Here is a 23,958-nt window from a genome sequence, read left to right on the forward strand (position 1 = left end):
GGTCCCTTTTGCGCGCCGATAGGGGGTCCCGATTGGACGCCGATTGACAGTGGCAGCGGCGCAGCTTGTGAGAAAGCCGCACCCGGCAGCGCTGCGGTAGTAAGGAAAATTAACGTGAACGCGCGGTTCGCCGATCGCCGCGCGATGCATTCCATGACGAGGGCCATTAGAAAGACTGCGATAGCGACAACGCGACAAAGCGCCCCATTGGGGAATAATTGGTCGAGTCATAGGGTTCCGTGAAGGGTGCCGGCGCCAAATAGGGGGGCCGCTTGTCGAACAGATTCTCGACGCTGAGACCGATACGGAAACCGTTCGGAAAGCCGCCGGAAGTGGACGTTCGATAGCTGAGCGAAAGATCGACGGTAAACATTGATCGCCCGTCAATCGGGAGCGCCGCACGACGATCTTCGACGCCTCCAATATAGTTGAAATAGACGAATGCTTCGGCGGAATTCCCTTCCCAACCGACACTGGCGCGCGATCGAAAATGGGGTGGGTTCCAGATCGTTCCGGCAAGGTCAAAATAGGGGAAAGCTGATCCGTTCTTCTGGCGGCTGCGAAGCCAACTGCCATTCAACGCTGTGACCAGCGCGCCGTCGTGCAGATCCAGGCGATAGGACAAATTGACATCCACGCCCTCGATTTTTTGCGCCGCGACATTCATATTTCTGTTGTCGATGAGGTACAGGACCGACGCCGGGTCGTAGGCCCCGGCGGTATAATTGAGGAAGCCGCCGGACGCGCCATTGATGGCTGCCTGGAGCGCCACTTCGCTGGGATTCAGTGTGACATAGTTCGCATAATTCGGACTGAGTGCTTCGGGGTAAAACCCGATTGGAGTGCGAACACGGTCGATATATTTCACCCGGAAGTAGGACAGGTCCGCGTTAAGCCCCGGCAACGACTTGGGGTGAAAGGCGACCGTCGCAGTCCAGGTTGTGGCTCGCTCCGGCCGCAATGATGTGGAACCGCCATCAAGATAGAGGGCTGATTCATCTGGTGCAGCGTCGCTCCTCCCAAAATATGTCAGCGGAAGGAGGTACGCATATTGCGTCTGATAAATGGACGCGAGGGTGGGAGCTTTGAACGAACGCCCCCAGGAGAATTTCAGGTCGACGGCATTATTTGGGCTGTAAATCAGGCCGATCTTCGGCGTTGTGACGCTACCGCTATAATTGTACCGGTCGTAGCGGCCGGCTACCGAGATCGTCAGTGCCTTTGCGAATGCCGTTTCGTTCAGCCCTGAAATGACCGGGATCTGGATTTCGCCGAATGCGTAGGTATCGCTCTGATCCCCTCCAGTTGTGACGAATTGATCTCCGTTCGCCGACGATCTCCCGTGAACGCGATAGCGATTTTTCCGGTAGCCGGCGCCCAGCACCGCCCGCACATCCCCTGCGGGCAACGACAGCGCTGAGCCTTCCAGATAGGCTTCAACGGCGTGGAGCGAATGGCAGTAACAAAAGTCTTCGCGGAGGAATACGGTGCCGTTCGATGACGACGCGGTTTGGCGCCGATTCCGACTTCTCGCATAGGTGCTCGCGACCGAAAGCGACCAGTTGTCATCGACGGGGATGGTCAGAGACGGGCTGATCGAAAGCGAGCGATCGGTCGTATGGGAGACGCTAAGGATGTTATTCGTGTTGTAGCTCCCGTCCATGGCCCGATCCACGAAGGTAGCGTCGAGACTGAAGCGCACATCATCGAACAGGCTTTGTGACCCGCTTACGAGCGCGGAGTGCACGCGCTGCCCTTTGATCAGCGGATAAGGTTCCGGGAGATAGTTGGTATAGTCCCGATCCTCTGCATCCACCTCCTCATTTCGGCGAAAACCATATGCGACGAGCAGGTTACCGCTCTGCCACTGCTTGCCAGCCACGATCTGATAAAGCTGCGAAGTGCCGCCTCCATCGGTTGCCGTGCCGACGCGCGCGTTAGCGGTAACGCCGTCAAAGGAACGCCGCAAAATGACGTTCACGACGCCAGCCACCGCATCGGAACCATAAAGCGCCGATGAGCCGTCAGGAATGATTTCGACGCGCTCGATGGCTTCAGTCGGGATACCGGAAATATCGATGCCCTGCGCCGAACCCCCAAAAGACAATCTGTGACCGTTCAGAAGGGCGGGCGTCGAAGCGTCGATCGTGAAGACCTCGGTCGCGAAGCGGTCATCGCCGCTATAGAAATCGACGTCGACGACATAGGTGACGATATCTGCCGGAGCGGTCGGCGACAGTGACTTGTCGAGCAGGTCGATGACGGTGGATCGCAGACCGTCGATATCAGGATCGAAATCTTCCCACGTCACATGGTCGGGGCATTCATCGACGAGATAGTTGGACATGAGATCCTGCAAGCGAGCCAAGCCGCACGCGCTTCTTCGCCGAGCGCGCAGAAGGCATCGTAGCGCCCGGCGACGCCGATGTTCGGCTGGACCCAGCTTCGATCGAGCCCCTCTTCGAGCTTGGCCCATTCGTCAGCCGCGAGCGATCCGCTTTCGAAGCCAATGACACGCGACGGCGCGGCATCGGCGCGAAGGTCGCTGGCGAGATCGGAAGCGTAGCGCCGTAAAGCCGCATCGACCATCACGAAGGTTCCGAGATCGAGCGCAAAGCGGGGATCGCTTGCGACATGGACACGAAGCAGTTCCGCCTTCATCGTTGCGAGCTCGTCGATGAGTCGTTGGCTCATTGCCGGTTTCGCCGAGACAGAGCCGTCGGTCTCGGCGTCGCTATCATCGTCGCCATCGATGTCTTCGTCGGCCTCGGTCGGCACCATGTAGGCCTGATGGTGCACACGCGGCTGGCCATCTTCGCCGATGACGAGGAAGGCAAGTGCCGCGGCCTTTTGGTCGTCGGTCAAGACCGCCGGTCGATTCTGGATGCCGCTCAGTTCGGATTCAAGTTCGCGATACCGCTGTTCCTCGTCCTCGGTGATGCCGTCATCACTCTCGTCGGCAGATTCGGCGATCATGTTCATCTCAGCTTCGATTTCGGCGCAGCGCGCTACCTCCTCTGCGGTCGGTTCAGGAATCTCGCCGCGGACCGGGCGGAGGCCGTCATAATCCGCGAACGAGATGCGCGTCATCGGGACCGCGCGAATTTCCGCGAAGCCCTCGCGCGCCCGGATCGCTTCGGCTTCGGTCCTGACGTTGAGCGGCGAAGGGACGCAGTTGCGCGCAGGCGCGTATACGATGGGAAATGACATAATCAGTCTCCTGGCGGCGGAAGCCCGACCATTCAGGCCGCTCGGCGCCGCCAGTCCCCCACTCCCTTCCCTCCTTGCCTGAGGACATCGTTCCAGTCGTTTCGGCCGTTCCATGGCCAGATCGTATCGATGCGTCGTCCGGGCACCGCGTGCGCCTTCACGGCGAGCGGCACGGCGAGGCGGCCGGCACGGTCGTTGTCGGGCAACAGGATGAGACGCGACACCGATTCTGGAATAGTAATTTGTGGGATGCGCTCATTGCCGAGTGCGGCCCAGACCGGGATGCCGAGGAGGATCATCGCCGAGATCGCTGTCTCGACGCCCTCGGCAATTCCGAGTGTATAAGCGGCCGGCGCGAGTCGAACCGCACCTGTGCGGGGGTGACCGAGCAATCTGCGAGGGTGCCGGAGGTCGCGCGCGCGTCGGCCCCTGCCATCAAGGAAGGTCCGTTGGACGGCCAACAATCCCGAGTCATCGGTTACCGCGGCGAGCATCGCCGGTCGAAACACGGCCAGTCGGCCCTTGCCGAGAGGCGTTCGGGGAGCGAACCGCAGGCAGTTAGGTGCAATATCGATCGACCTGTTCCGCAAATAGGTCTCCGCGATTGTCCAGTTTATTGGCCGACCAATGCCCCACAGGTCACGGGCACGCTGCTGTAGCCATTCTTTAGGGAGGGAGGATGGCGCCCCCCTGCCGTCACGTGCGTCGAGGGCGTTCAGACCGTCGCGGCGAAGCGCCCGGAGCACATCGGAAATATCGCAGCCGGCAAAGCATTTGAACAAAAGTCGTGTTTCGCCAATCCTGACCGACAGGCTCGGGGTTTTATCCTCATGAGCAGGGCAGCGGCACATGCCAGAATCGCCAGACCAAGTCCCGCCGAAGCGGCGCACAAGAACGGCCCCGGCGACTTCGAGTTCTGGCTTGCGAGACGTTGAAAACCCTGCAGGCATGGCAAGCCTCTTCATCAGGACGGATACGCAATAACCCCCTCTTTTCCTCCTCGCTCCGCTTGGCTGCGGCATTAGTCTGTGGCCCCGCGGCGCGGGAATGCCGCCGACCGGTAGCTACGTGCCCTCCTCCTTGTGAAAATCGTGCCGCCGACCATGCTTGAGCGGGCGAAAGCTGCGTTGGAACCGCGCGCAAAAATGTCTCGTTGCGAGGACATGAAAGATGCGGGATTCCGATGACACTCCGGTTGAGATCGTATTTATCGAGCCCCTTACGGTACGGATTTCCACTGCCGTCAAGCTCACCGGAATCAGTCGATCCAGGATTTACGAACTCATCGAGTCCGGCGACCTTGAAACCGTCAAGGTCGGCCGATCTACGCTGATCCCATATAAAAGTCTGAAAGCCCTAACCAGCGCATAATCGGTTGCGCCACCGCTCGAAAAGAGGGTCCCAAATTTTCGTTCCCACCGTGTAGCTCGCGTCGGAGCAGCTATTGATCGCTTGGTCCATGCGGAGTCACATGCTGGCTATCTAGCTATGATCGTGCAAAGAGCAACAATGGCCCGATATCATGGCTATCGGCTACTTTAAGTGCGGCAACATAAGCTGCTCTCGTTTCGCTGGCATTGACCAGGCCAACGCTTCCCCATGTAAACGGTGTACATCCGAGTTGGACCGCCAGCATGTCGCCGACCATACGCGAAAAACGGCCATTGCCGTTCGGGAAAGGATGGATGGCAACGAGCCGGTGGCTGAATCGGACGGCAATTTCATCGGGTGGGTAGGTTCCATGCTCGACCCAATATCGCGTGTCGTCGATCAGTTGACGAAGGTCCATGGGGATTCTGTAAGCATCGACGCCAATGTTGCGCGGCGTGGTGCGATACTGCCCGGCCCAACGCCACACGTCTCCGAACATGCGTTTGTGAAGCTGGTTCATGAAATCCTGATCGAGAATATCCCGCTTCCGGCTCATCACCCATCGTAAAGCTTGCCTGATATTGATCTGTTCGGCTTCATTCAGCTCATGCCGCATGGTGATATAGGACGGGATGAGTTGTTCGCGCTCCTCGGCGGTCAGCGGCGTGTTGGCGTCGTCGTCATCGTTAAACAGCTTATCTGTCATTCATCATCCCACAGGCCGCGCAAGGAGCCGGATAGAATGAGTTCGATCATGCGCCGCTGTTCTTCGTCGAGATCGGCTTTGAGCAGGGCCTGATTTTCCAGCCGCATGGTATGGTCCAGCCGCGCAATATCCTTGCTCGCTTTCTGCTTCGCGCGGTCGCGCAGGATATCATCAAGCGGCTTCGTCGGTACGAAGGCATAAACGAAAGTGCAGTTCATTGCCTCAGCCGCCTGACGCAGCGTCTTAATCGTGGTGGATCCGCTGACTTCGGCCTTCTCAATCACGGGAATGCGCGAAATCGATGTTCCCATACGAGCGGCAAGCTGGCGGACCGTCATGCCCAGAGCTTCGCGTATTGCCTTTATCCAGCCTCTTGGGGGCACGGCAAAAGACGTTTCGCGCAAGGGCGCGAAACGTCTTTCGAGTTGCTTGCGGGCAAGGGCGGCCTGATCTTCGTTCATATATATATGTCCTGATGAGCCTAAGATGTATATATAAATATGAACATATCAAGATATTTTGATCGTAAATTTATGATCGTTACCTCATAAAATATACATAAATATATGAACGTACTACCGCAAAACCTGAGCGCGCTAGGCAGTCATTCGGCCGCCCCTCTGAAAAGATGGCCGCACAATCTGTGCGCCATCGCGGAGCTGGTCGAGATAGTCCGACCAGTGCTGCATCATGCGCACACGCTCATCCCAATATTCGCCGCGCGTGTAGATTCGCCGCGTCGCGTTTGCATCCAGATGCGCGAGCTGCCTCTCGATCGCATCGGGATGCCACATGCCCATCTGGTTGAGAAGAGTCGCGGCTGTCGAACGGAAGCCATGCGCCGTCATCTCCTCGCGGCTATAGCCGAGACGCCGAAGGGCCGCGCTCACCGTATTCTCGGACATGCACCGCCGGGAAGTTCGAAATGAGGGGAACAGAAATTGCCCATGGCCCGTGAGGCCGTGCAGCGCTTCAAGCATTTCGAGAACCTGCCTGGACAGCGGGACACAATGCTGACGGCGCATTTTCATCTTGTCGGCCGGGATCGTCCACACCGCGTCCTCGACATCGATCTCCGTCCATTCCGCCTGTCGCAGTTCGCCCGGCCTCACGAAGACATGCGGCGTCAGTCGCAGCGCAATTGCCGTGATTTCGTGACCAGCATATCCTTCGATAGCGCGCAGGAGCGCCCCTGTTTCCTTGCGGGTCGTGATCGCGGCGTGGTGCTTTACCTTCGGAGCCGTGAGCGCGCCGCGCAAGTCAGCCGCAAGATCACGGTCCGCCCTTGCGGTGGCGATCGCGTATCGGAAGACCCTGCTGATCACGCTGCGCATCCGACGCGCACTTTCATACCGTCCATTGGCCTCGACCTTACGGAGTACGGCCAGAACCTCCTGGGGCGTGATTTTCGAGATCGGACGGCTGCCGATCAGTGGATTGGCGATATCGAGGAGCCAGCGAATTTTGCGAAGCGTGACGGCCGCGCGCTCTTCCCGTTCGTTTTTCGCCAGCCATTCCTCTGCGATCGTCTTGAACGTGTTGTCCTCGGCGATCTTTCGGGTGATCCGTTCGACCTTCTTTTCCGCGGCCGGATCGAGCCCTGCAAGAAGCAGCTTTCGCGCTGCGTCGCGCAGTTCCCGAGCGGAAGCAATTCCAATATCAGGCCACGAACCGAAGTAGAGAGTCTTTTGTCGGCCCAGGTGACGATAGTTCATTCGCCAGACCTTTGCTCCGCTCGGTCTGACCACGAGATATAGGGCATCGCTATCGGCCATTTTATAGGCCTTTTCTGCGGGCTTGGCGTTCGAAATCTGGATGTGGGTAAGCGTCATGATGGTTTCACCTGCAAGAGGCTGACCGGAACCATCAAAAACACCATCAAAGCTGATGGTACGCTGATGGTTCCGGCTGGATCAGCCTGGATTCCATTCAGCGATTCTCATCGAAAAACGGTGGAAAACCAGCCGCTTGCTGGACGTTCCCGGACGTTGCCGGAAAGGTCACTGGTGCCCAGAAGAGGACTCGAACCTCCACGACCTTGCGATCGCCAGCACCTGAAGCTGGTGCGTCTACCAATTCCGCCATCTGGGCACGGGGTAGGAGCGGGCGCTTAGCGGGGCGGCCATCGGCTTGTCAACCGCGCTCCCGCCGCAGCCGCGCTTTTTATTGCAAAGCGGCCCGATTTGCGTTGCAAAGCCGCCTTCTCCCTTGCCCGTCCCGCCGCTTCGCGGCATGGGAAAGCCGTAAGGCGCCCGTGTGCGCCCCTTCAAGAGAATCGATACAGGCGGACCCATGCAGACTTTCGACGGGCAATTGATCACGGTGCTGGGCGGCGGCGGCTTCCTTGGCCGCTATGTCGTGCAGCGGCTGCTGTCGCGCGGCGCGCGCGTCCGCGTCGCCCAGCGCGACCCGCGCGCCGCGACCTTCCTGAAGCCGCTCGGCGGGCTGGGCCAGACGCAGTTCGTCGCCGCCGACGTCCGCGACGCGGCGAGCGTGGCGCGTGCGGTGCAGGGCAGCGACGCGGTGATCAATCTGGCCGGCGCGTTCGACGACATGCACGCGGTGCAGGCCGATGGCGCGGGCCATGTCGCCACGGCGGCAAAGGCGGCGGGCGCGGGTGCGCTGGTCCATGTTTCGGCGATCGGCGCCGACCGCGAAAGCGCCTCCGCCTATGGCCGCAGCAAAGGCGACGGCGAAGCCGCAGTGCGCGCGGCCTTTGCCGAGGCGGCGATCCTGCGCCCCTCGATCATCTTTGGCCGCGAAGACCGTTTCATCAACCGCTTTGCCGGGATGATGAGCGTCACGCCGGTCATGCCGGTAATCGCACCGCAAGCGAAGTTCCAGCCGGTCTATGTCGGCGATGTCGCCGACGCGGTCGTCGCCGCGCTCGCCGGCACGGCCGCGGACAAGCTGTTCGAGCTTGGCGGACCGCAGGTGCTGACGATGCGCGAACTGCTACGCTGGATCGCCGATGCGACGCGGCGTTCGCCGTTGTTCGTCGACGTGCCCGATGTCCTGGCCTCGGCGCTCGCGAACGGCTTTGGATGGCTGCCGGGTGCGCCGATCACATCCGATCAGTGGCTGATGCTCCAGCGCGACAATGTCGTCGCCGACGGCGCGGCGGGCCTCGCCGAGCTGGGCATCACGCCCACCGCGCTCGCATCGGTCGCCGACGGCTGGCTGGTGCAATATCGCCGCCATGGCCGGTTCGCCGTCGAAACTCCCGCCTGACGGCTTTTCAGCGCCGGTGATCGCAATGTGATTGCCGGGGCATTCCCAGGACATTCCATGCACGACCTCCTTACCGTCATCCTGCTCGGCATCATCGAGGGGCTGACCGAGTTCCTTCCCGTTTCATCGACGGGGCATCTGATCCTGGCGAGCGAATTGCTGGGGTTCACTGGCGAAGGGTCGGCAGCGTTCAAGATCGCGATCCAGCTCGGCGCGATCCTTGCGGTGCTGGTCGCCTATCGCGCGCGGTTCTGGGCGGTCGGCACGGGGCTGCTGCGCGCCGAGCCGTCGGCGGTCGCGTTCACCCGCAACATATTGATCGGCTTCCTGCCTGCGATGCTTGTCGGCGCCGTCGCCTATGAAGGCATCCGCGCGCTGCTCGAATCGCCCGCGACGGTGGCGGTCGCGCTGCTCGTCGGCGGCGTCGCGATCCTGGCGATCGAGCGGATGGTCAAGGTGGTCAAGGTCGAAAGCGTCGAAGCGATGCCGCTGCGCACCGCGATCGCCATCGGCGCGGTGCAGTGCATCGCGATGATTCCCGGCGTCAGCCGTTCGGGCGCGACGATCATGGGCGCGCTGCTGATGGGGGTCGAGCGCAAGACGGCGGCCGAGTTCAGCTTTTTCCTTGCGGTGCCGACGATGATGGGCGCGACGGCCTATTCGCTGTGGAAGGATCGCGCGATCCTGACCGTCGACGATGTGAACGCGATCGCGATCGGGCTGGTCGTTGCCTTTCTCGTCGCACTGGTCGTGGTCAAGGCCTTCGTGGCAATCGTCGGGCGGTTCGGATTTGCCCCTTTCGCCTGGTACCGAATCGTCGTCGGAGCGGGGGCGCTGCTCTGGCTTGCGCTAAAATAGGTCCGAAACGATACTAAATAGTGAAAGATTGTTGCGCGGATGGAAAAATGTAAAAATCAGCATCAATTTTAGGTTAGCTATTATGTCCTAACTGGCGATTCACCCGTGACAGCAACCTTTCGCCCGTGCAAATCCCCGCGCAACGAAGGGGATATTGCATGGCTTCCGAACGCATGCTCCAATTTGTGGGGCGTGAACAATCCTACCCGGACAAGCGCGCGCCCGCGGAGCGCGCGCGCGACTTTCGCGAGATCGCCGAACGCTATTCGGCGCCGCAAGCCGACGCGCAGGCCGCACGCTGTTCACAGTGCGGCGTGCCTTACTGCGCGGTGCATTGCCCGCTGCACAATCATATCCCCGACTGGCTGCGCCTGACCGCCGAAGGCCGGCTGCGCGAGGCCTATGAACTCAGCAACGCGACCTCGACCATGCCCGAAATCTGCGGGCGCATCTGTCCGCAGGATCGCCTGTGCGAAGGCAATTGCGTGATCGAGTTTTCGGGCCACGGCGCCGTGACGATCGGCAGTGTCGAAAAATATATCACCGACACCGCCTGGGCCGAAGGCTGGGTCGAGCCGCTGCACGTCGGCGCCGCGACCGGCCAGTCGGTCGGCGTCATCGGCGCGGGGCCCGCGGGGCTGACCGCCGCCGAATATCTGCGCGTCGCGGGGCATGACGTGCATGTCTATGACCGTCACGACCGCGCGGGCGGGCTGCTTACCTATGGCATCCCCGGCTTCAAGCTGGAGAAGGATGTGGTGATGCGCCGCATCGACCGGCTGTCCCAGGGCGGCATCCATTTCCACCTCGGCTTCGAGGTCGGCAGGGACGCGACGCTGGACGCGTTGCGGCAGAGGCATGACGCGATCCTGATCGCGACGGGCGTGTACAAGGCGCGCGAGATCAATGTGCCCGGCAATGACGCCGCGGGCGTGATCGCCGCGCTCGATTATCTGGTGGCGTCGAACCGCAAGGGCTTTGGCGACGCGGTGCCCGCGTTCGACGACGGCCGCCTGAACGCCGCGGGCAAGCATGTCGTCGTGATCGGCGGCGGCGACACCGCGATGGATTGCGTGCGCACTGCGGTGCGGCAGGGCGCGAAGTCGGTGAAATGCCTCTATCGCCGCGACCGCGAAAATATGCCGGGGTCGCAGCGCGAGGTCGCCAACGCCGAGGAGGAAGGCGTAGAGTTCGTCTGGCTGTCGGCCCCCGAACGCTTCACCGCCGATACCCATGTCAAGGAGGTCGCGGTCGCGGGAATGCGCCTTGGTCCGCCCGATGCGAGCGGTCGCCGCAGCCCTGAACCCGATCCGGGCCGCAAGTTCGACGTGCCCGCCGACATGGTGATCAAGGCGCTGGGTTTCGATCCAGAGGAACTGCCGCACCTGTTCGGCGCGCCCGACCTTTCGGTCACGCGCTGGGGCACGCTGCGCGTCGATCACCAGACGATGATGACCAGCCTGCCCGGCGTGTTCGCCGCAGGGGACATTGTGCGCGGGGCGAGCCTGGTCGTCTGGGGCGTCCGCGACGGCCGCGACGTCAGCGAACAGATGGCAAAATGGTTGAAGGCGAAAGCGAACAGCGAAAAGAAGGCGGCATGACCAACAGGGGAGGAAGTTCATGATGTCGACCTGGAATCATATGCTGCTTGCCGGGGCTGCGACCCTTGCGCCCGCCGCGGCGCTTGCCGCGCCGACCGAAGCGCCGCTGGCGGAGGTGGTCGCCGCGCCGGCAGAGGAGGAAGAGGCAACGCCGTTCGACAGCGAGGCCGCGGCCGCCGAAGCCAGGGCCAAGATGCAGAAGGAATTGGACGAGGTGATCGCCCTCGTCGAAAAAATGTTCGATACAAAGAGCCTGCCGCCGATCGACCCCGCGCGGCTGGCGATTGCCGAACAGACGACCGCCGCACTGATCCCGGCCGGGAGCATCGAAAAGATGCTCGACAATCTGTATGGCCGGATGTTCCGCACGCTGATGCGCGAGTTCAGCGGTCAGTCGACCCTGATGCTGTCGATCAAAACCGGCGTCGAAAGCGACAAGATCGCCGCGCTCGACGATGCGACCAAGGGACAGATCGCAGACCTGTTCGATCCGCATCGCAAGGAACGCGAAGAACAGATCACGCGCGTCGTGATGCCGTTGATCCGCGAGGCGCTGGCCGACATGGAACCCCCGATGCGCGCGGGCCTGGCCAAGGCCTATGCGCGCCGATTCACCGGCGCGCAGCTGGCCGACGTCAACGCCTTCCTCGCGACCCCGACGGGTCGGCTCTATGCGAGCGAATGGATGGCGCTGCAGGCCGACCCCGAAGTGATGGTCGCGGTGATCAAGGCGGTGCCGCCGCTGATCACCAAATTCATGGATCGCGCGCCGGAGATCGAGAAGGATTTCAAGGAACTGCCCAAGGAAAAGCAGCTCGCCGATCTGGGCGACGAGGAGCTGGCGAGGCTCGCCGGGCTGATGAAGGTCGATGTGAGCGTGCTCAGGGAACAGCGCGACATGGGGAACGCCGATACCATGGACGCAACCGATACTGCGGATCCCGACGATCATGCGGTCGATGCGGCGGCCGATGCCGCAGAGGCCGCCGCGACGGCGGCCGATGCCGCAGAGGCCGCCGCGACGGCGGTCGAGAACAGCGAATATGATCGCAGCAACTGGTCGGAGGCCGACCGGCAGCGCGTCGAGCAACTCGAAGCCGCCTATCTCGAAGCCGAAGCCGCGGCGATCGAAAAGGCCCGCGAACGGCTCGGCCGGAACCCGTCAGATTAATGCCATCCGCCATCCCGGCGAAAGCCGCGATGGCGCGTTGGAAAAGAGACCGTCAGGACAAGGATGATGAACCACTACCCCACCCCCGAACATGCGCGCCTCGCGGCCCAAGGCATGTATCGCCCCGACATGGAATCCGACGCCTGCGGCGTCGGCATGATCGCGGCGACCGACGGCAAACCGTCGCGGCGCGTGGTCGAGGCGGCGATCGAGGCCTTGCGCGCCGTGTGGCACCGCGGCGCGGTCGACGCCGACGGCATGACGGGGGACGGGGCGGGAATCCACGTCGACCTGCCCGAACGCTTTTTCGACGATGCCATCGCCGCGTCAGGACACAAGGTGCTGCCGAACCGCTTGGCCGTCGGCATGATCTTCCTGCCGCGAACCGACCTTGGTGCGCAGGAGGAATGCCGCACGATCGTCGAGGCCGAGATCATCGACGCGGGATTCACCATCTATGGCTGGCGGCAGGTGCCCGTCGACGTGTCGGTGATCGGCGACAAGGCGCAGCGCACGCGGCCCGAGATCGAGCAGATCATGATCGCGGGGCCGCTGCCCGAAGAACAGTCGATCGACGAGTTCGAAAAGCAGCTCTACCTCGTCCGCCGCCGGATCGAGAAAAAGGTCATCGCGGCCCAGATCGCCGATTTCTATATCTGCAGCCTGTCGGCGCGCTCGATCATCTACAAGGGGCTGTTCCTCGCCGAGAGTCTGGCCGATTTCTATCCCGACCTCACGAGCAAGCTGTTCGAGAGCCGCGTCGCCATCTTCCACCAGCGCTATTCGACGAACACCTTTCCGCAATGGTGGCTCGCGCAGCCGTTCCGCACGCTGGCGCACAATGGCGAGATCAACACGATCCGCGGCAACAGGAACTGGATGAAGAGCCACGAGATCAAGATGGCGAGCCTCGCGTTCGGCGAGCATTCGGAGGATATCAAGCCGGTAATCCCCGCGGGCGCCAGCGACACCGCCGCGCTCGACGCGGTGTTCGAAACCTTGTGCCGCGCGGGCCGCGATGCGCCGACCGCCAAGCTGATCCTGGTGCCCGAAGCCTGGGCAAGCGACCCCGACGTGCCCGAAGCGCACAAGGCGATGTACGCCTATCTCGCCAGCGTGATGGAGCCGTGGGACGGCCCCGCCGCGCTCGCGATGACCGACGGTCGCTGGGCGGTCGCGGGAATGGACCGCAACGCGCTCCGCCCGCTGCGCTATACGCTGACCGCCGACAATCTGCTCGTCGTCGGGTCCGAAAGCGGCATGGTGCTGCTGCCCGAAGCGAGCGTGCGCAAGAAGGGCCGCCTCGGTCCGGGGCAGATGATCGCGGTCGATCTCGACAAGGGCACGCTTTACGAAGACCGCGCGATCAAGGACAAGATCGCGGGCGCCGCCGACTATGCCGCGCGCGTCAAGGGATTCCGCACGATGGCCGATCTTCCCAAGGGTGGCCGGGCGAGCCTGTCGGCATGGGATCGCGCCGAATTGCTCCGTCGGCAGGTCGCCGCGGGACTGACCATGGAGGATATGGAGCTGATCCTCGCGCCGATGGTCGAGGATGCGAAGGAAGCCGTCGGGTCGATGGGCGACGACACGCCGCTCGCGGTGATTTCGAACAAGCCGCGCCACGTCGCGCAATTTTTCCGCCAGAACTTCAGCCAGGTCACCAACCCGCCGATCGACAGCTTGCGCGAACGGCATGTGATGAGCCTGAAAACGCGCTTTGCGAACCTGGCCAACATCCTCGACGAAAAGGGGCAGAGCGACCACGTCCTTGTGATCGATTCGCCTGTGCTCGTCGGCGACGACTGGGATCGGCTGCGCGCCTATTTCGGCGATGCCGTCGCCGACATCGACTGCACCTTCCCCGTCGGCGGCGACGCGTCGACGCTGCGCGACGCGATCGCGCGGGTGCGGCGCGAGGCCGAGGATGCGGTGCGCGCGGGGCGGAGCGAGCTGTTCCTGACCGACCAGAATATCGGCGAAAATCGCGTCGGCATGGCGATGGTCCTCGCCGCCGCGGCGGTCCACACGCATCTCGTGCGCAAGGGCCTGCGCAGCTATGCCTCGATCAACGTCCGCTCGGCCGAAGTGCTCGACACCCATGCCTTCGCCGTGCTGATCGGTGTCGGCGCGACGACGGTTCACGCCTATCTGGCCGAGGCGACGATTGCCGATCGCCACGCGCGCGGCCTGTTCGGCAGCGAGCTGACGCTCGACGACTGCCGCCAGCGGTTCCGCAAGGCGATTGACGACGGGCTTCTGAAAATCCTCGCCAAGATGGGGATCGCCGTGATCTCTTCCTATCGCGGCGGCTATAATTTCGAGGCGGTGGGGTTGAGCCGCGCGCTCGTCAACGACCTCTTCCCCGGAATGCCGGCCAAGATTTCGGGCGAAGGCTATCAGTCGCTGTTCATCAACGCGACCGAAAAGCACGAAGCGGCGTTCGACCGGCGCGTCACAACGCTGCCCATCGGCGGTTTCTATCGCCAGCGCGCAGGCGGCGAGGCGCACGCCTATTCGGCCCAGCTGATGCACCTGCTGCAAACCGCGGTCGCGACCGACAGTTATTCGACCTACCTCCAATTCTCGCGCGGGGTCGCCGACCTGCCGCCGATCTATCTTCGCGATCTGATGGAGTTCAACTATCCCGCGCAGGGCGTGCCGCTCGACAGCGTCGAGGCGATCACCGAGATCCGCAAGCGTTTCGTCACCCCCGGCATGTCGCTGGGCGCGCTGTCGCCAGAGGCGCACGAAACGCTGGCGATCGCGATGAACCGCATCGGCGCCAAGGCGGTGTCGGGCGAAGGCGGCGAAGCGAGCGAACGCTACAGGCCCTATGCCAATGGCGACAATGCCAACAGCAACATCAAGCAGATCGCAAGCGGCCGCTTTGGCGTCACCGCCGAATATCTGGGCGCCTGCGACGAGATCGAAATCAAGGTCGCGCAGGGCGCCAAGCCCGGCGAAGGCGGCCAGCTTCCGGGCTTCAAGGTCACCGACTTCATCGCACGGCTGCGCCATGCGACGCCGGGAGTGACGCTGATCTCGCCCCCGCCGCACCACGACATTTATTCGATCGAGGATCTGGCGCAGCTGATCTACGACCTGAAGCAGATCAACCCGAAGGCGCGCGTCTGCGTAAAGCTCGTCAGTTCAGCGGGTATCGGCACCGTCGCTGCGGGCGTCGCCAAGGCGCATGCCGACGTCATCCTCGTCGCGGGCAACACCGGCGGCACCGGCGCATCGCCGCAAACCAGCGTCAAATATGCCGGCACACCATGGGAAATGGGGTTGTCCGAGGTCAATCAGGTGTTGACCCTGAACGGCCTGCGCCACCGCATCCGCCTGCGCACCGACGGCGGGCTCAAGACCGGGCGCGACATCGTGATCGCGGCGATCCTTGGCGCCGAGGAGTTCGGCATCGGCACGCTCAGCCTCGTCGCGATGGGGTGCATCATGGTGCGCCAGTGCCACAGCAACACATGTCCGGTCGGCGTGTGCACGCAGGACGAAAAGCTGCGGCAGAAGTTCACCGGCAGTCCCGAAAAGGTCATCAACCTGATGACCTTCATTGCCGAGGAAGTGCGCGAAATCCTGGCGAAGCTCGGCTGCCGCAGCCTTGACGAGGTGATCGGACGCACCGAATTGCTGCGCCAGGTCAGCCGCGGTGCCGAGCATCTCGACGACCTCGATCTCAATCCCATCCTCGCCAAGGTCGATGCCCCCGACGAACAGCGCCGCTCGCAGGGGCCGAACTTCCGCAACCCGGTGCCCGACAGCCTTGACGCGCAGATATTGAACGATGCCAGGCCGCTGTTCGAGCGCGGCGAGCGGATGCAGCTGACTTACAATGTCCGCAACACGCACCGCGCCGTCGGCACGCGCCTGTCGGCAGAAGTGACCGCGAAGTTCGGGATGAAAGGGCTCGCCGACAACCATGTTCAGGTGCGCCTGCGCGGCACCGCGGGGCAGTCGCTCGGCGCCTTCCTGTGCCAGGGCATCACGCTCGAAGTGTTCGGCGACGCCAACGACTATGTCGGCAAGGGGCTGTCGGGAGGGCGCATCATCGTGCGGCCTACCGTGTCGAGCCCGCTCGTCAGTCAGCACAACAGCATCATCGGCAATACCGTGCTGTATGGCGCGACCGCGGGCACGCTGCTCGCGGCCGGCCAGGCGGGCGAGCGCTTCGCGGTGCGCAACTCGGGCGCCGATGTCGTCGTCGAAGGCTGCGGCGCGAACGGCTGCGAATATATGACCGGGGGCACCGCGGTCATCCTTGGCCCCGTCGGGTCGAACTTTGGCGCGGGGATGACCGGCGGCATGGCCTTTGTGCTCGACACCGACGAGCAGTTCGAACGTCGCGCGAACGGCGAATCGATCGTCTGGCAACGCCTTGCCAGCAGCCATTGGGAAGGGGTGCTCAAGACGTTGGTCGATGACCATGCCAGGGCCACGGGCAGCAAATGGTCGGCCGAGATCCTCGCCGACTGGGACCGTTGGCGGACCCGTTTCTGGCAGATATGCCCCAAGGAAATGCTGGGCCGTCTCGCCCACCCGTTGAGCGAGGATGCGATCGAGGTGGTCGCGGCGGAGTAGGTTTTCGCCCCCCCATGGAGCGTTCAGCGCAGCGAAAGCGTTGTTACGCTAGTCACAGCGCTTTGCTGTCATTTGGTCCTTTCAAGGGATGAAAGCCATGACCCGTCTTGCCCTGCTCGCGCCACCCCTGATCGCGCTCGCCGTGCCGCTGCCTGCCGCGGCCAGCGACATGCGCGACCCGGCCGCCACGCTCAACGATCCGGTCGCGCAGGAACGCATGGCCGACACGGTCGCCGCGATCGTCGGCGCGCTGATGCGCATGCCGGTGGGTCCGCTCGCCGAAGCGGTCGCGCGCGTCGATCCCGATTCGGACGCCGCCTATATCCCCCCTGACGCGACGCTCGGCGAGGTGGCGGGGCGCGATCCCGATTTTGCCGATCGCATGGGCGACGATGTGCGCGCCAGCGCCCGCATGGCAGGGCACGCCGCGTCGGCGATTGCGGCTTATGCCCCGGTGCTGAGGGACATGGCGCGCGACCTCGCCGCGCAATGGGAACGCGAGCGCGCCGCAGCGCGACGCTAGAGTCCGGTTCGTGCCCCTGCGAAGGCAGGGGAGCATCCTCCGAAAGTCAGATATCAAACCGGCGGTGGTCAAGACCGCAAGGCCGGGTGCTGGTCCCTGCCATCGCAGGGGGGGCACGGTCTGGTGTGGACTATTGCGTCCATAGCCGTTGCACGCCCCGCCCCCCTGCCGCTATGCAAAAATCCATGTGGCAACTCTATCAATTCCCGCTTTGTCCCTTTTCGCGCAAGGTCCGCCTGCTGCTCGGCGAAAAGGGTGTCGGCTATGAATTGGTGCGCGAATCGCCGTGGGAACGGCGCGACGAGTTCATCGACCTCAACCCCGCCGGCCGCACCCCGGTGATGGTCGATCAGGCGCGCGGTCAGGTGCTGATCGACAGCATGGCGATCGCCGAATATTTCGAGGAAACCGTCGAGGGCAAGGCGATGATCAACGGCACCGCCGCCAATCGCGCCGAAATCCGCCGCCTCACCGCCTGGTTTGACCAGGATTTCTATTTCGAGGTCACCGGCCCGCTGCTCTTCGAACGGATGCAGAAGCGCATCGTCCACCGCCAGCCGCCCGACAGCGGCGCGCTGCGCGAGGCGATGAAGGCCGCGAACAACCATCTCGACTATATCGACTATCTGATCGATCACCGCACCTGGCTCGCCGGCGCGACGATGAGCCTCGCCGACCTGGCCGCCGCCGCCCATATTTCGGTCGCCGACTATCTGGGCGGCATCGACTGGACCGGCCACGAACAGACGAAAGGCTGGTATTCGGGGCTGAAATCGCGGCCTTCGTTCCGGCCGCTGCTGGCCGAGCGGATGGAGATTGTCAGCCCTCCGAAATATTATGAGGATGTGGATTTCTGACGCGCCACGCAAGCCCCGGCGAAGCTAGGGCCGAACGCTCGCCACGCCCCTGTCTGCCCACCGCGCCGTCATCAGATAGTTGAGCGCCTCGCTCCCGCCGAGCTTGAAACCCCGCACCGGTGACGGCGCCAGCCCGGTGCGGTCGATCACTTCCAGCCCCGCGCCCTCGATCAGGCTCGCAAGTTCTTCGGGCTTCAGAAACCGGTCCCAGTCGTGCGTCCCGCGCGGCACAGCCCCGACACGTTCGGCCGCTTCGACGAGCAGCAGTTTCGACAGCATCGTCCGGTTCGGCGTCGACAGGATCATCAGTCCCCCCGGCGCGAGCCGCGCCGCGAGCTCGCCGATGAACGCCGCGGGATCGGTGACATGCTCGACGACTTCCATCGAAGTCACGAGGTCGAAGGTCGCCGGCGGCAGTGCTGCAAGCTCACCCGCAAAATAGGAAATCGACAGCCCCTGCCCCGCCGCATGATCCCTTGCCGCCGCGATATTTTCCGGCGCGGCATCGACGCCGGTGACAGCCGCGCCCATCCGGGCGAAAGGTTCGCACAGCAATCCGGCGCCGCAACCGACATCGAGCGCGCGCTTGCCCTGAAGCGGATGGCGTTCGCGCGCGTCGACGTGCCAATGCATGTCGATCTGTTCGCGAATATAGGCAAGGCGCACCGGATTGAGGCGGTGCAGCATCGCCGACGATCCGTGCGGATCCCACCAGTCGGCGGCGAGCGCGCCGAAATGGGCAGCTTCGTCCGGGTTGATCGTCGCGGCGTTCATGCGCCGTGATGTGGCACCGCGGCATCGGCGGTGCAAGAAAATCTATCCGGTGCACCGGTTCTGACGCTTGCCATCGCCCGCCCCCTTCCGTAACGACGCGAGCGCCGCAGAAATGCTTGGAAAAGTTGCGGTGGAAACCAGTTCAGGAAAGCGGGGCGACATGGCGCGAATCGTGATGAAATTCGGGGGCACGTCGATGGCGGGCACCGAGCGGATTCGCACCGTGGCGAAACTTGTTGCGCGCGAGGTGGCGCAGGGAAACGAGGTCGCCGTCGTCGTCTCCGCCATGGCGGGCGAAACCGACCGGCTGGTGGGTTTCTGCCGCGAAGCCAATCCCCGCTATGACCCCGCCGAATATGACGTCGTCGTCGCGTCGGGCGAACAGGTGACATCGGGCCTGCTCGCGCTCACCCTTCAGGCGATGGGCGTCCCCGCGCGCAGCTGGCTCGGCTGGCAATTGCCGATCCGCACCGAGGAAGCGCACGCCCGCGCGCGCATCGCCGACATCGACACGGGCGCGCTCGGCGCCGCGATGGCGCGCGGCGAGGTCGCGGTGATTCCCGGTTTCCAGGGCATGATGGACGATGGCCGCGTCTCCACATTGGGCCGCGGCGGGTCGGACACCAGCGCCGTCGCCGTCGCCGCGGCGGTCAAGGCCGATCGCTGCGACATCTATACCGACGTCGACGGCGTCTACACCACCGACCCGCGCATCGTCGCGCGCGCGCGCAAGCTCGACTATGTCACCTATGAGGAAATGCTCGAACTGGCGAGCGTCGGGGCGAAAGTGCTCCAGACGCGTTCGGTCGGGCTGGCGATGAAGATGGGCGTGCGCGTGCAGGTGCTGTCCAGCTTCGTCGAGGGCGACGAGCCGCCCAAAAAAGGCACGATGATCGTCAGCGACGAGGAAATAGAGGAACATGAGATGGAACGGCAGCTGATCACCGGCATCGCCCACGACAAGAATGAAGCGAAGATCATCGTCACGCGCGTGCCCGACAAGCCTGGTGCGGTCGCCAACATCTTTGGTCCGCTCGCCGCGGCCGGGATCAACGTCGACATGATCATCCAGAATGTCGGCCGCGAAAAGGGCGAGACCGACGTGACCTTCACCGTTCCCGGCGCCGACCTCTTGCGCTCGATCGACCTGCTCGAAGGCGCGAAGGAGAAGATCGGTTTCAACCGCGTCATCAGCGACGACAAGGTCGCCAAGGTCAGCGTCGTCGGCGTCGGCATGAAGAGCCATGCGGGCGTCGCGAGCACGATGTTCCGCGCGCTCGCCGATCGCGGCATCAACATTCAGGCAATCTCGACCAGCGAGATCAAGGTCAGCGTGCTGATCGACGAGGATGAAACCGAACTTGCGGTGCGCGTGCTGCACACCGCCTATGGACTCGACGCCGAATAGACAGGGTCATGGCGAGCGGTAGCGACGCAATCCCCGGTTCGATGGCTGGAGAATCGTCGCTGCGCTCGCAATGACGAAGGCGCTACTCGGCAGCCGCCGCTCCGCGACGCATCCGCGCCTGCATCACGAAATGCACCACCGCGATGTGGACCGCGAACAGGCCGAACTTCGACGCGAGCGGAAAAACGCCGATGAACAGCGGCCACCAGGCGGTGAAGAAGAGGGCGACGATCAGGTTCAGGCCCGCGCTTGCGAACATCATCGCCGACCAGATCATGCCGAACCGGTCCATCACGTCCCCCACGATCGCCATCTGTTCGGGCGGGATATAGCGGTTCAGCCAGCCCTTGCGCAGCATCACCGTGCCGACGATCAGATAGACGATCGTCGGTTTCGCCATCACGAAGCGCGGGTCGCCGGTGAACAAGGTCGCCGCGGCGGTGAAAAGGACCGACGCCAGGCTGATCCATTGCAGCGCCGCCACCTTGTTGCCGCGCGCCAGTTCGTATCCGACCACCGCCACCGCTACGACAGTGCCCGCGACCGTCGCCGGAACGATACCGGCATCCAGGGCAAGCAGCGCGGCAAAGACGATAATCCCCAGCGAATCGAACAGCATCGGTCCGATCGCATAAAGCAGCGTTCGCATGGCGCATCCTTTCGGCGACTCAATGTTGTCGATGTAAACATCGCAGCCCGGCCGCGCGGGGTCAAGTCAAAATTGACGTCGTTAACATTGCCGGGCGGCTGATGGCGGGAAGCGGCCGGAAGCGGACCGTAGTGGCTTTCTCTCCTTCACGGAGAGATACGCAGGCTTGCCAGCTTGCTGGCTGGCCGGAATTGACAAGCGATTGCCGCTGTTCTCCCTCGCCATCCTTCGCTGAAGGGGAAAGGGGTGTGGCAGATCTCACGGCAAAGCCCGTGTGGCGCCCGCGATCGTCGATCACGTGAGCGTTTTCAAAAATGATAACCCGCCCCCGGGCCCATGTCCCCGGGGGCGGGTCGCGACCCGTCATCCTGACGACGCCCCCGGTCCCGCAGCATGACGCGGCACCGGGCGCGGAAATCAGGCGAGGTCGAACCGGTCGGCGTTCATCACCTTGGTCCAGGCCTTGACGAAATCCTTGACGAACTTCTCTTCATGGCCGCTTTCGGCATAGACTTCGGCGACCGCGCGCAGTTCCGAATTGGACCCGAAGATCAGGTCGGCGCGGGTCGCGCGCCAGGTTTCGCCACCGCTCGTGCGGTCGGTCGCGACATATTCCTGATCATCCGATCCATCGACCGCCTTCCAGACATTCGTCATGTCGAGCAGGTTGACGAAAAAGTCGTTGGTCAGCTGTCCTGAACGCTTGGTGAAGTGGCCGTGACCGCGCTCGCCGTGGTTGGCGCCGAGCACGCGCAGCCCGCCGATCAGCACCGTCATCTCCGGCACCGACAGGCCGAGCAGCGACGCGCGGTCGAGCATCATTTCCTCGACCTTCACCGCCAGCTTCTTTTTGCCGACATAGTTGCGGAAAGCGTCGGCCTCCGGCTCCATCACCTCGAAGCTTTCAACGTCGGTCTGTTCCTGCGTCGCATCGCCGCGGCCGCCCACAAAGGGCACGGGGACGTTGAATCCGGCGTCCCTGATCGCCTTTTCCAGCCCGACCACGCCGCCGAGCACGATCGCGTCGGCCATCGACAGGCTGCCGCGCAGCCCGTCGAGCGTGTCCAGCACTTTGGCGAGCATCGCCGGTTCGTTGACCTCCCAGTCCTTTTGCGGCGCCAGGCGCACGCGCGCACCGTTGGCGCCGCCGCGAAAGTCGGACTTGCGGAACGTGCTGGCCGACGCCCAGGCGGTCTTGATGAGCTGGCTGACCGTCAGGCCGCTCGCCGCGATCTTTTCCTTCACCGCCTGCACCTCGGCGTCCGAGGGCATGGTGCCCGCGGGGATCGGATCCTGCCAGATCAGGTCCTCGTCAGGAACTTCGGGGCCAAGATAACGGACCTTCGGCCCCATGTCGCGGTGCGTGAGCTTGAACCAGGCGCGCGCGAAGGCGTCCTTGAACGCTTCATGGTCGTTGCGGAAACGCTCGCTGATCGCGCGATAGGCGGGATCGCGCTTCAATGCCATGTCGGCGGTGGTCATCATCGTCGGAACCTTGATGTTCGGGTCCCATGCCGCGGGCGCCATATCCTCCTCTTTCTGATTGATCGGCTGCCACTGGTATGCGCCGGCGGGCGACTTCACCAGTTCATAGTCATAGTCGAGCAGCAGGCGGAAATAATTCTCGGACCATTCACGCGGCGTGTTGGTCCATGCGCCCTCGATGCCGCTGGTGACGGCATGTTCGCCGATGCCGCCGCTTTCGTGCGAGCTGACCCAGCCGAACCCCTGAGCGGCAAGGTCGCCGCCCGCGGGCGCCGGGCCGAGCAGCGAGGGATCGCCATTGCCATGCGCCTTGCCAAAGGTGTGGCCGCCGGCGGTGAGCGCGACGGTTTCCTCGTCGTTCATCGCCATGCGCTTGAAGGTTTCCTTCATGTCGCGCGCCATGCCGGCGTCGTCGTGCGGATTGCCGCCGGGGCCTTCGGGATTGACGTAGATGAGACCCATCTGGATCGCGGCGAGCGGTCCTTCGATCGTCTCCAATCCCTTGGCGGGGTCGATGCGGGTCTGGACGCCCTCGTTGACCCATTTGTCCTCGCTGCCCCAATAAATGTCGCGTTCGGGTTCATAGACATCGACGCGGCCGCCGCCGAAGCCGAATACCGGGCCGCCCATGCTTTCGATCGCGACATTGCCGGCCAGGATGAACAGGTCGGCCCAGCTGATCTTGTTGCCATATTTCTGCTTGATCGGCCAAAGCAGTCGGCGCGCCTTGTCGAGGTTGCCATTGTCGGGCCAGCTGTCGAGCGGCGCGAAGCGCTGTTGCCCGCTATTGGCGCCGCCGCGGCCGTCGGCGGTGCGATAGGTGCCCGCGGCGTGCCACGCCATGCGGATGAAGAACGGGCCATAATGGCCATAATCGGCGGGCCACCAGGGCTGGCTGTCGGTCATCAGCGCCTTGAGATCGTCCTTCAGCGCATAATAGTCGAGCGATCTGAAGGCCTTCGCATAGTCGAAATCCTCGCCCATCGGGTTCGACGGGCCATTCGGATTCAGAATCTCTGTCGCCAGCATGTCGGGCCACCAATCCCGGTTGGTGCGGCCAAGCAGCGCGCGGACACCGCCGGGTTGGTGGACGGGACAGCCACCCGCGGGGTCGATGGGGGTCGGATCGTTCATACAGTCTCTCCTCTCAAGGCTTTTGTGATGATGGTCGGGTGCGATGACGCGCGCATGACGCGTGCGGCCACCAGGCCACCAGAGAAAAACGCGGACTGGCGTTGGATCGTCAGCTTCCTCCTGTCAGATATTCGGGAGGATAGGCCGCACCAATCAATCGACATAACCGAATAAGCTGTATTCAGTCATTGAACGAAGCGATTACAGCGTGCCGGGTTGCGGCGATGCAATAAGCTGGCCGCGCTGCCGCCACGCCCCGTCGAAACCGCGCCGAGGTGGCGCATTATTGCGCAGGAACAGCGGGTTGGCATGATGTCACCCGCATGAAGCCGTGGCGAGATGCAGAGAGAGAGAGAGAGAGAGAGAGAGAGAGAGAGAGAGAGA

18 protein-coding genes and 1 tRNA gene are annotated in these 23,958 nt (G+C 63.3%); 9 read left to right on the plus strand and 10 right to left on the minus strand.

All coding sequences use genetic code 11. From position 1 onward, the window contains the following. Positions 1–166: 166 nt before the first annotated feature. The 3 genes from HUW43_RS00870 to HUW43_RS00880 form a co-directional block, all read right to left on the minus strand. Complete coding sequence (locus HUW43_RS00870; RefSeq protein ID WP_188235709.1) at positions 167–2,347, minus strand: TonB-dependent receptor plug domain-containing protein; 2,181 nt, start codon at positions 2,345–2,347, stop codon at positions 167–169. After that, positions 2,308–3,090, minus strand: coding sequence for a hypothetical protein (locus tag HUW43_RS00875; RefSeq protein ID WP_188235710.1), 783 nt, complete (start codon positions 3,088–3,090; stop codon positions 2,308–2,310). Before HUW43_RS00875 ends, HUW43_RS00870 begins: the two co-directional genes overlap by 40 nt. 152 nt (positions 3,091–3,242) lie before the next feature. Next, positions 3,243–4,175 carry a toprim domain-containing protein gene (locus tag HUW43_RS00880; protein ID WP_223181169.1) on the minus strand — a complete coding sequence of 311 codons (933 nt, stop codon included), beginning with the start codon at positions 4,173–4,175 and terminating at the stop codon, positions 3,243–3,245. A 205-nt stretch (positions 4,176–4,380) separates the two neighbouring features. On the opposite strand from HUW43_RS00880, the gene HUW43_RS00885 reads away from it, so the two are divergent. After that, positions 4,381–4,581 carry a helix-turn-helix domain-containing protein gene (locus HUW43_RS00885; protein WP_062900458.1) on the plus strand — a complete coding sequence of 67 codons (201 nt, stop codon included), beginning with the start codon at positions 4,381–4,383 and terminating at the stop codon, positions 4,579–4,581. A 115-nt stretch (positions 4,582–4,696) separates the two neighbouring features. On the opposite strand, the gene HUW43_RS00890 is transcribed toward HUW43_RS00885, so the two are convergent. From HUW43_RS00890 to HUW43_RS00905, 4 genes are all read right to left on the minus strand, one after another. Further along, the gene (locus HUW43_RS00890; protein ID WP_062900459.1) at positions 4,697–5,287 is read right to left on the minus strand and encodes a mobile mystery protein B; all 591 of its coding nucleotides are present in this window, start codon (positions 5,285–5,287) and stop codon (positions 4,697–4,699) included. Then, positions 5,284–5,748 (minus strand): mobile mystery protein A, encoded by a 465-nt coding sequence (locus tag HUW43_RS00895; protein ID WP_062900460.1) that lies wholly within the window; start codon positions 5,746–5,748, stop codon positions 5,284–5,286. The genes HUW43_RS00890 and HUW43_RS00895 overlap by 4 nt, the downstream gene beginning before the upstream one ends. Before the next feature lie 135 nt (positions 5,749–5,883). Then, complete coding sequence (locus tag HUW43_RS00900; RefSeq protein ID WP_062900461.1) at positions 5,884–7,119, minus strand: tyrosine-type recombinase/integrase; 1,236 nt, start codon at positions 7,117–7,119, stop codon at positions 5,884–5,886. A gap of 172 nt (positions 7,120–7,291) precedes the next feature. Then, a tRNA-Leu gene (locus tag HUW43_RS00905) sits at positions 7,292–7,378 on the minus strand. A gap of 201 nt (positions 7,379–7,579) precedes the next feature. Between HUW43_RS00905 and HUW43_RS00910 the strand changes: the two genes are divergently transcribed. The 7 genes from HUW43_RS00910 to HUW43_RS00940 all read left to right on the plus strand — a co-directional run bounded on the left by HUW43_RS00910 (position 7,580) and on the right by HUW43_RS00940 (position 18,124). Beyond that, positions 7,580–8,518, plus strand: a complete 939-nt coding sequence (locus HUW43_RS00910; protein WP_188235711.1) for a complex I NDUFA9 subunit family protein — start codon at positions 7,580–7,582, stop codon at positions 8,516–8,518. 57 nt (positions 8,519–8,575) lie between these two features. Then, positions 8,576–9,376: an undecaprenyl-diphosphate phosphatase gene (locus HUW43_RS00915; protein WP_188235712.1), complete on the plus strand. Its 801-nt coding sequence runs from the start codon at positions 8,576–8,578 to the stop codon at positions 9,374–9,376. 158 nt (positions 9,377–9,534) lie between these two features. Further along, entirely contained in the window at positions 9,535–10,977 is a 1,443-nt protein-coding gene (locus HUW43_RS00920) for an NAD(P)-dependent oxidoreductase (RefSeq protein WP_188235713.1), read from the plus strand. A 22-nt stretch (positions 10,978–10,999) separates the two neighbouring features. Beyond that, complete coding sequence (locus HUW43_RS00925; RefSeq protein WP_223181170.1) at positions 11,000–12,148, plus strand: DUF2059 domain-containing protein; 1,149 nt, start codon at positions 11,000–11,002, stop codon at positions 12,146–12,148. A 63-nt stretch (positions 12,149–12,211) separates the two neighbouring features. Continuing rightward, the gene (gltB, locus tag HUW43_RS00930; RefSeq protein WP_411157922.1) at positions 12,212–16,744 is read left to right on the plus strand and encodes a glutamate synthase large subunit; all 4,533 of its coding nucleotides are present in this window, start codon (positions 12,212–12,214) and stop codon (positions 16,742–16,744) included. 97 nt (positions 16,745–16,841) lie between these two features. Next, the gene (locus tag HUW43_RS00935) at positions 16,842–17,267 is read left to right on the plus strand and encodes a hypothetical protein (RefSeq protein WP_188235716.1); all 426 of its coding nucleotides are present in this window, start codon (positions 16,842–16,844) and stop codon (positions 17,265–17,267) included. A gap of 185 nt (positions 17,268–17,452) precedes the next feature. Continuing rightward, a complete protein-coding gene (locus tag HUW43_RS00940) occupies positions 17,453–18,124 on the plus strand; it encodes a glutathione S-transferase family protein (RefSeq protein WP_188235717.1) in 672 nt (223 codons plus the stop codon). 24 nt (positions 18,125–18,148) lie between these two features. On the opposite strand, the gene ubiG is transcribed toward HUW43_RS00940, so the two are convergent. Beyond that, a complete protein-coding gene (gene ubiG / locus HUW43_RS00945) occupies positions 18,149–18,898 on the minus strand; it encodes a bifunctional 2-polyprenyl-6-hydroxyphenol methylase/3-demethylubiquinol 3-O-methyltransferase UbiG (protein WP_188235718.1) in 750 nt (249 codons plus the stop codon). Positions 18,899–19,058: 160 nt separating this feature from the next. Between ubiG and HUW43_RS00950 the strand changes: the two genes are divergently transcribed. After that, positions 19,059–20,306 carry an aspartate kinase gene (locus HUW43_RS00950; RefSeq protein WP_188235719.1) on the plus strand — a complete coding sequence of 416 codons (1,248 nt, stop codon included), beginning with the start codon at positions 19,059–19,061 and terminating at the stop codon, positions 20,304–20,306. 82 nt (positions 20,307–20,388) lie between these two features. Here the strand turns inward: HUW43_RS00950 and HUW43_RS00955 are convergent, their stop codons facing one another. Together HUW43_RS00955 and katG are read right to left on the minus strand one after the other, a co-directional pair. Then, complete coding sequence (locus HUW43_RS00955) at positions 20,389–20,955, minus strand: septation protein IspZ (protein ID WP_188235720.1); 567 nt, start codon at positions 20,953–20,955, stop codon at positions 20,389–20,391. A gap of 417 nt (positions 20,956–21,372) precedes the next feature. Further along, complete coding sequence (gene katG / locus HUW43_RS00960; RefSeq protein ID WP_188235721.1) at positions 21,373–23,574, minus strand: catalase/peroxidase HPI; 2,202 nt, start codon at positions 23,572–23,574, stop codon at positions 21,373–21,375. Positions 23,575–23,958 lie beyond the last annotated feature (384 nt).

Origin of the sequence: Sphingopyxis sp. LK2115, assembly GCF_014595975.1 — a bacterium.
Classification (GTDB): domain Bacteria; phylum Pseudomonadota; class Alphaproteobacteria; order Sphingomonadales; family Sphingomonadaceae; genus Sphingopyxis.

What these genes read in the sequence shown, in the direction of transcription:
- HUW43_RS00870 (WP_188235709.1), bottom strand. Translation starts at nt 2,347, where the DNA reads ATGTCCAACTATCTCGTCGATGAATGCCCCGACCATGTGACGTGGGAA.
- HUW43_RS00875 (WP_188235710.1), bottom strand. Translation starts at nt 3,090, where the DNA reads ATGACGCGCATCTCGTTCGCGGATTATGACGGCCTCCGCCCGGTCCGC.
- HUW43_RS00880 (WP_223181169.1), bottom strand. Translation starts at nt 4,175, where the DNA reads ATGAAGAGGCTTGCCATGCCTGCAGGGTTTTCAACGTCTCGCAAGCCA.
- HUW43_RS00885 (WP_062900458.1), top strand. Translation starts at nt 4,381, where the DNA reads ATGCGGGATTCCGATGACACTCCGGTTGAGATCGTATTTATCGAGCCC.
- HUW43_RS00890 (WP_062900459.1), bottom strand. Translation starts at nt 5,287, where the DNA reads ATGACAGATAAGCTGTTTAACGATGACGACGACGCCAACACGCCGCTG.
- HUW43_RS00895 (WP_062900460.1), bottom strand. Translation starts at nt 5,748, where the DNA reads ATGAACGAAGATCAGGCCGCCCTTGCCCGCAAGCAACTCGAAAGACGT.
- HUW43_RS00900 (WP_062900461.1), bottom strand. Translation starts at nt 7,119, where the DNA reads ATGACGCTTACCCACATCCAGATTTCGAACGCCAAGCCCGCAGAAAAG.
- HUW43_RS00910 (WP_188235711.1), top strand. Translation starts at nt 7,580, where the DNA reads ATGCAGACTTTCGACGGGCAATTGATCACGGTGCTGGGCGGCGGCGGC.
- HUW43_RS00915 (WP_188235712.1), top strand. Translation starts at nt 8,576, where the DNA reads ATGCACGACCTCCTTACCGTCATCCTGCTCGGCATCATCGAGGGGCTG.
- HUW43_RS00920 (WP_188235713.1), top strand. Translation starts at nt 9,535, where the DNA reads ATGGCTTCCGAACGCATGCTCCAATTTGTGGGGCGTGAACAATCCTAC.
- HUW43_RS00925 (WP_223181170.1), top strand. Translation starts at nt 11,000, where the DNA reads ATGTCGACCTGGAATCATATGCTGCTTGCCGGGGCTGCGACCCTTGCG.
- gltB (WP_411157922.1), top strand. Translation starts at nt 12,212, where the DNA reads ATGATGAACCACTACCCCACCCCCGAACATGCGCGCCTCGCGGCCCAA.
- HUW43_RS00935 (WP_188235716.1), top strand. Translation starts at nt 16,842, where the DNA reads ATGACCCGTCTTGCCCTGCTCGCGCCACCCCTGATCGCGCTCGCCGTG.
- HUW43_RS00940 (WP_188235717.1), top strand. Translation starts at nt 17,453, where the DNA reads ATGTGGCAACTCTATCAATTCCCGCTTTGTCCCTTTTCGCGCAAGGTC.
- ubiG (WP_188235718.1), bottom strand. Translation starts at nt 18,898, where the DNA reads ATGAACGCCGCGACGATCAACCCGGACGAAGCTGCCCATTTCGGCGCG.
- HUW43_RS00950 (WP_188235719.1), top strand. Translation starts at nt 19,059, where the DNA reads ATGGCGCGAATCGTGATGAAATTCGGGGGCACGTCGATGGCGGGCACC.
- HUW43_RS00955 (WP_188235720.1), bottom strand. Translation starts at nt 20,955, where the DNA reads ATGCGAACGCTGCTTTATGCGATCGGACCGATGCTGTTCGATTCGCTG.
- katG (WP_188235721.1), bottom strand. Translation starts at nt 23,574, where the DNA reads ATGAACGATCCGACCCCCATCGACCCCGCGGGTGGCTGTCCCGTCCAC.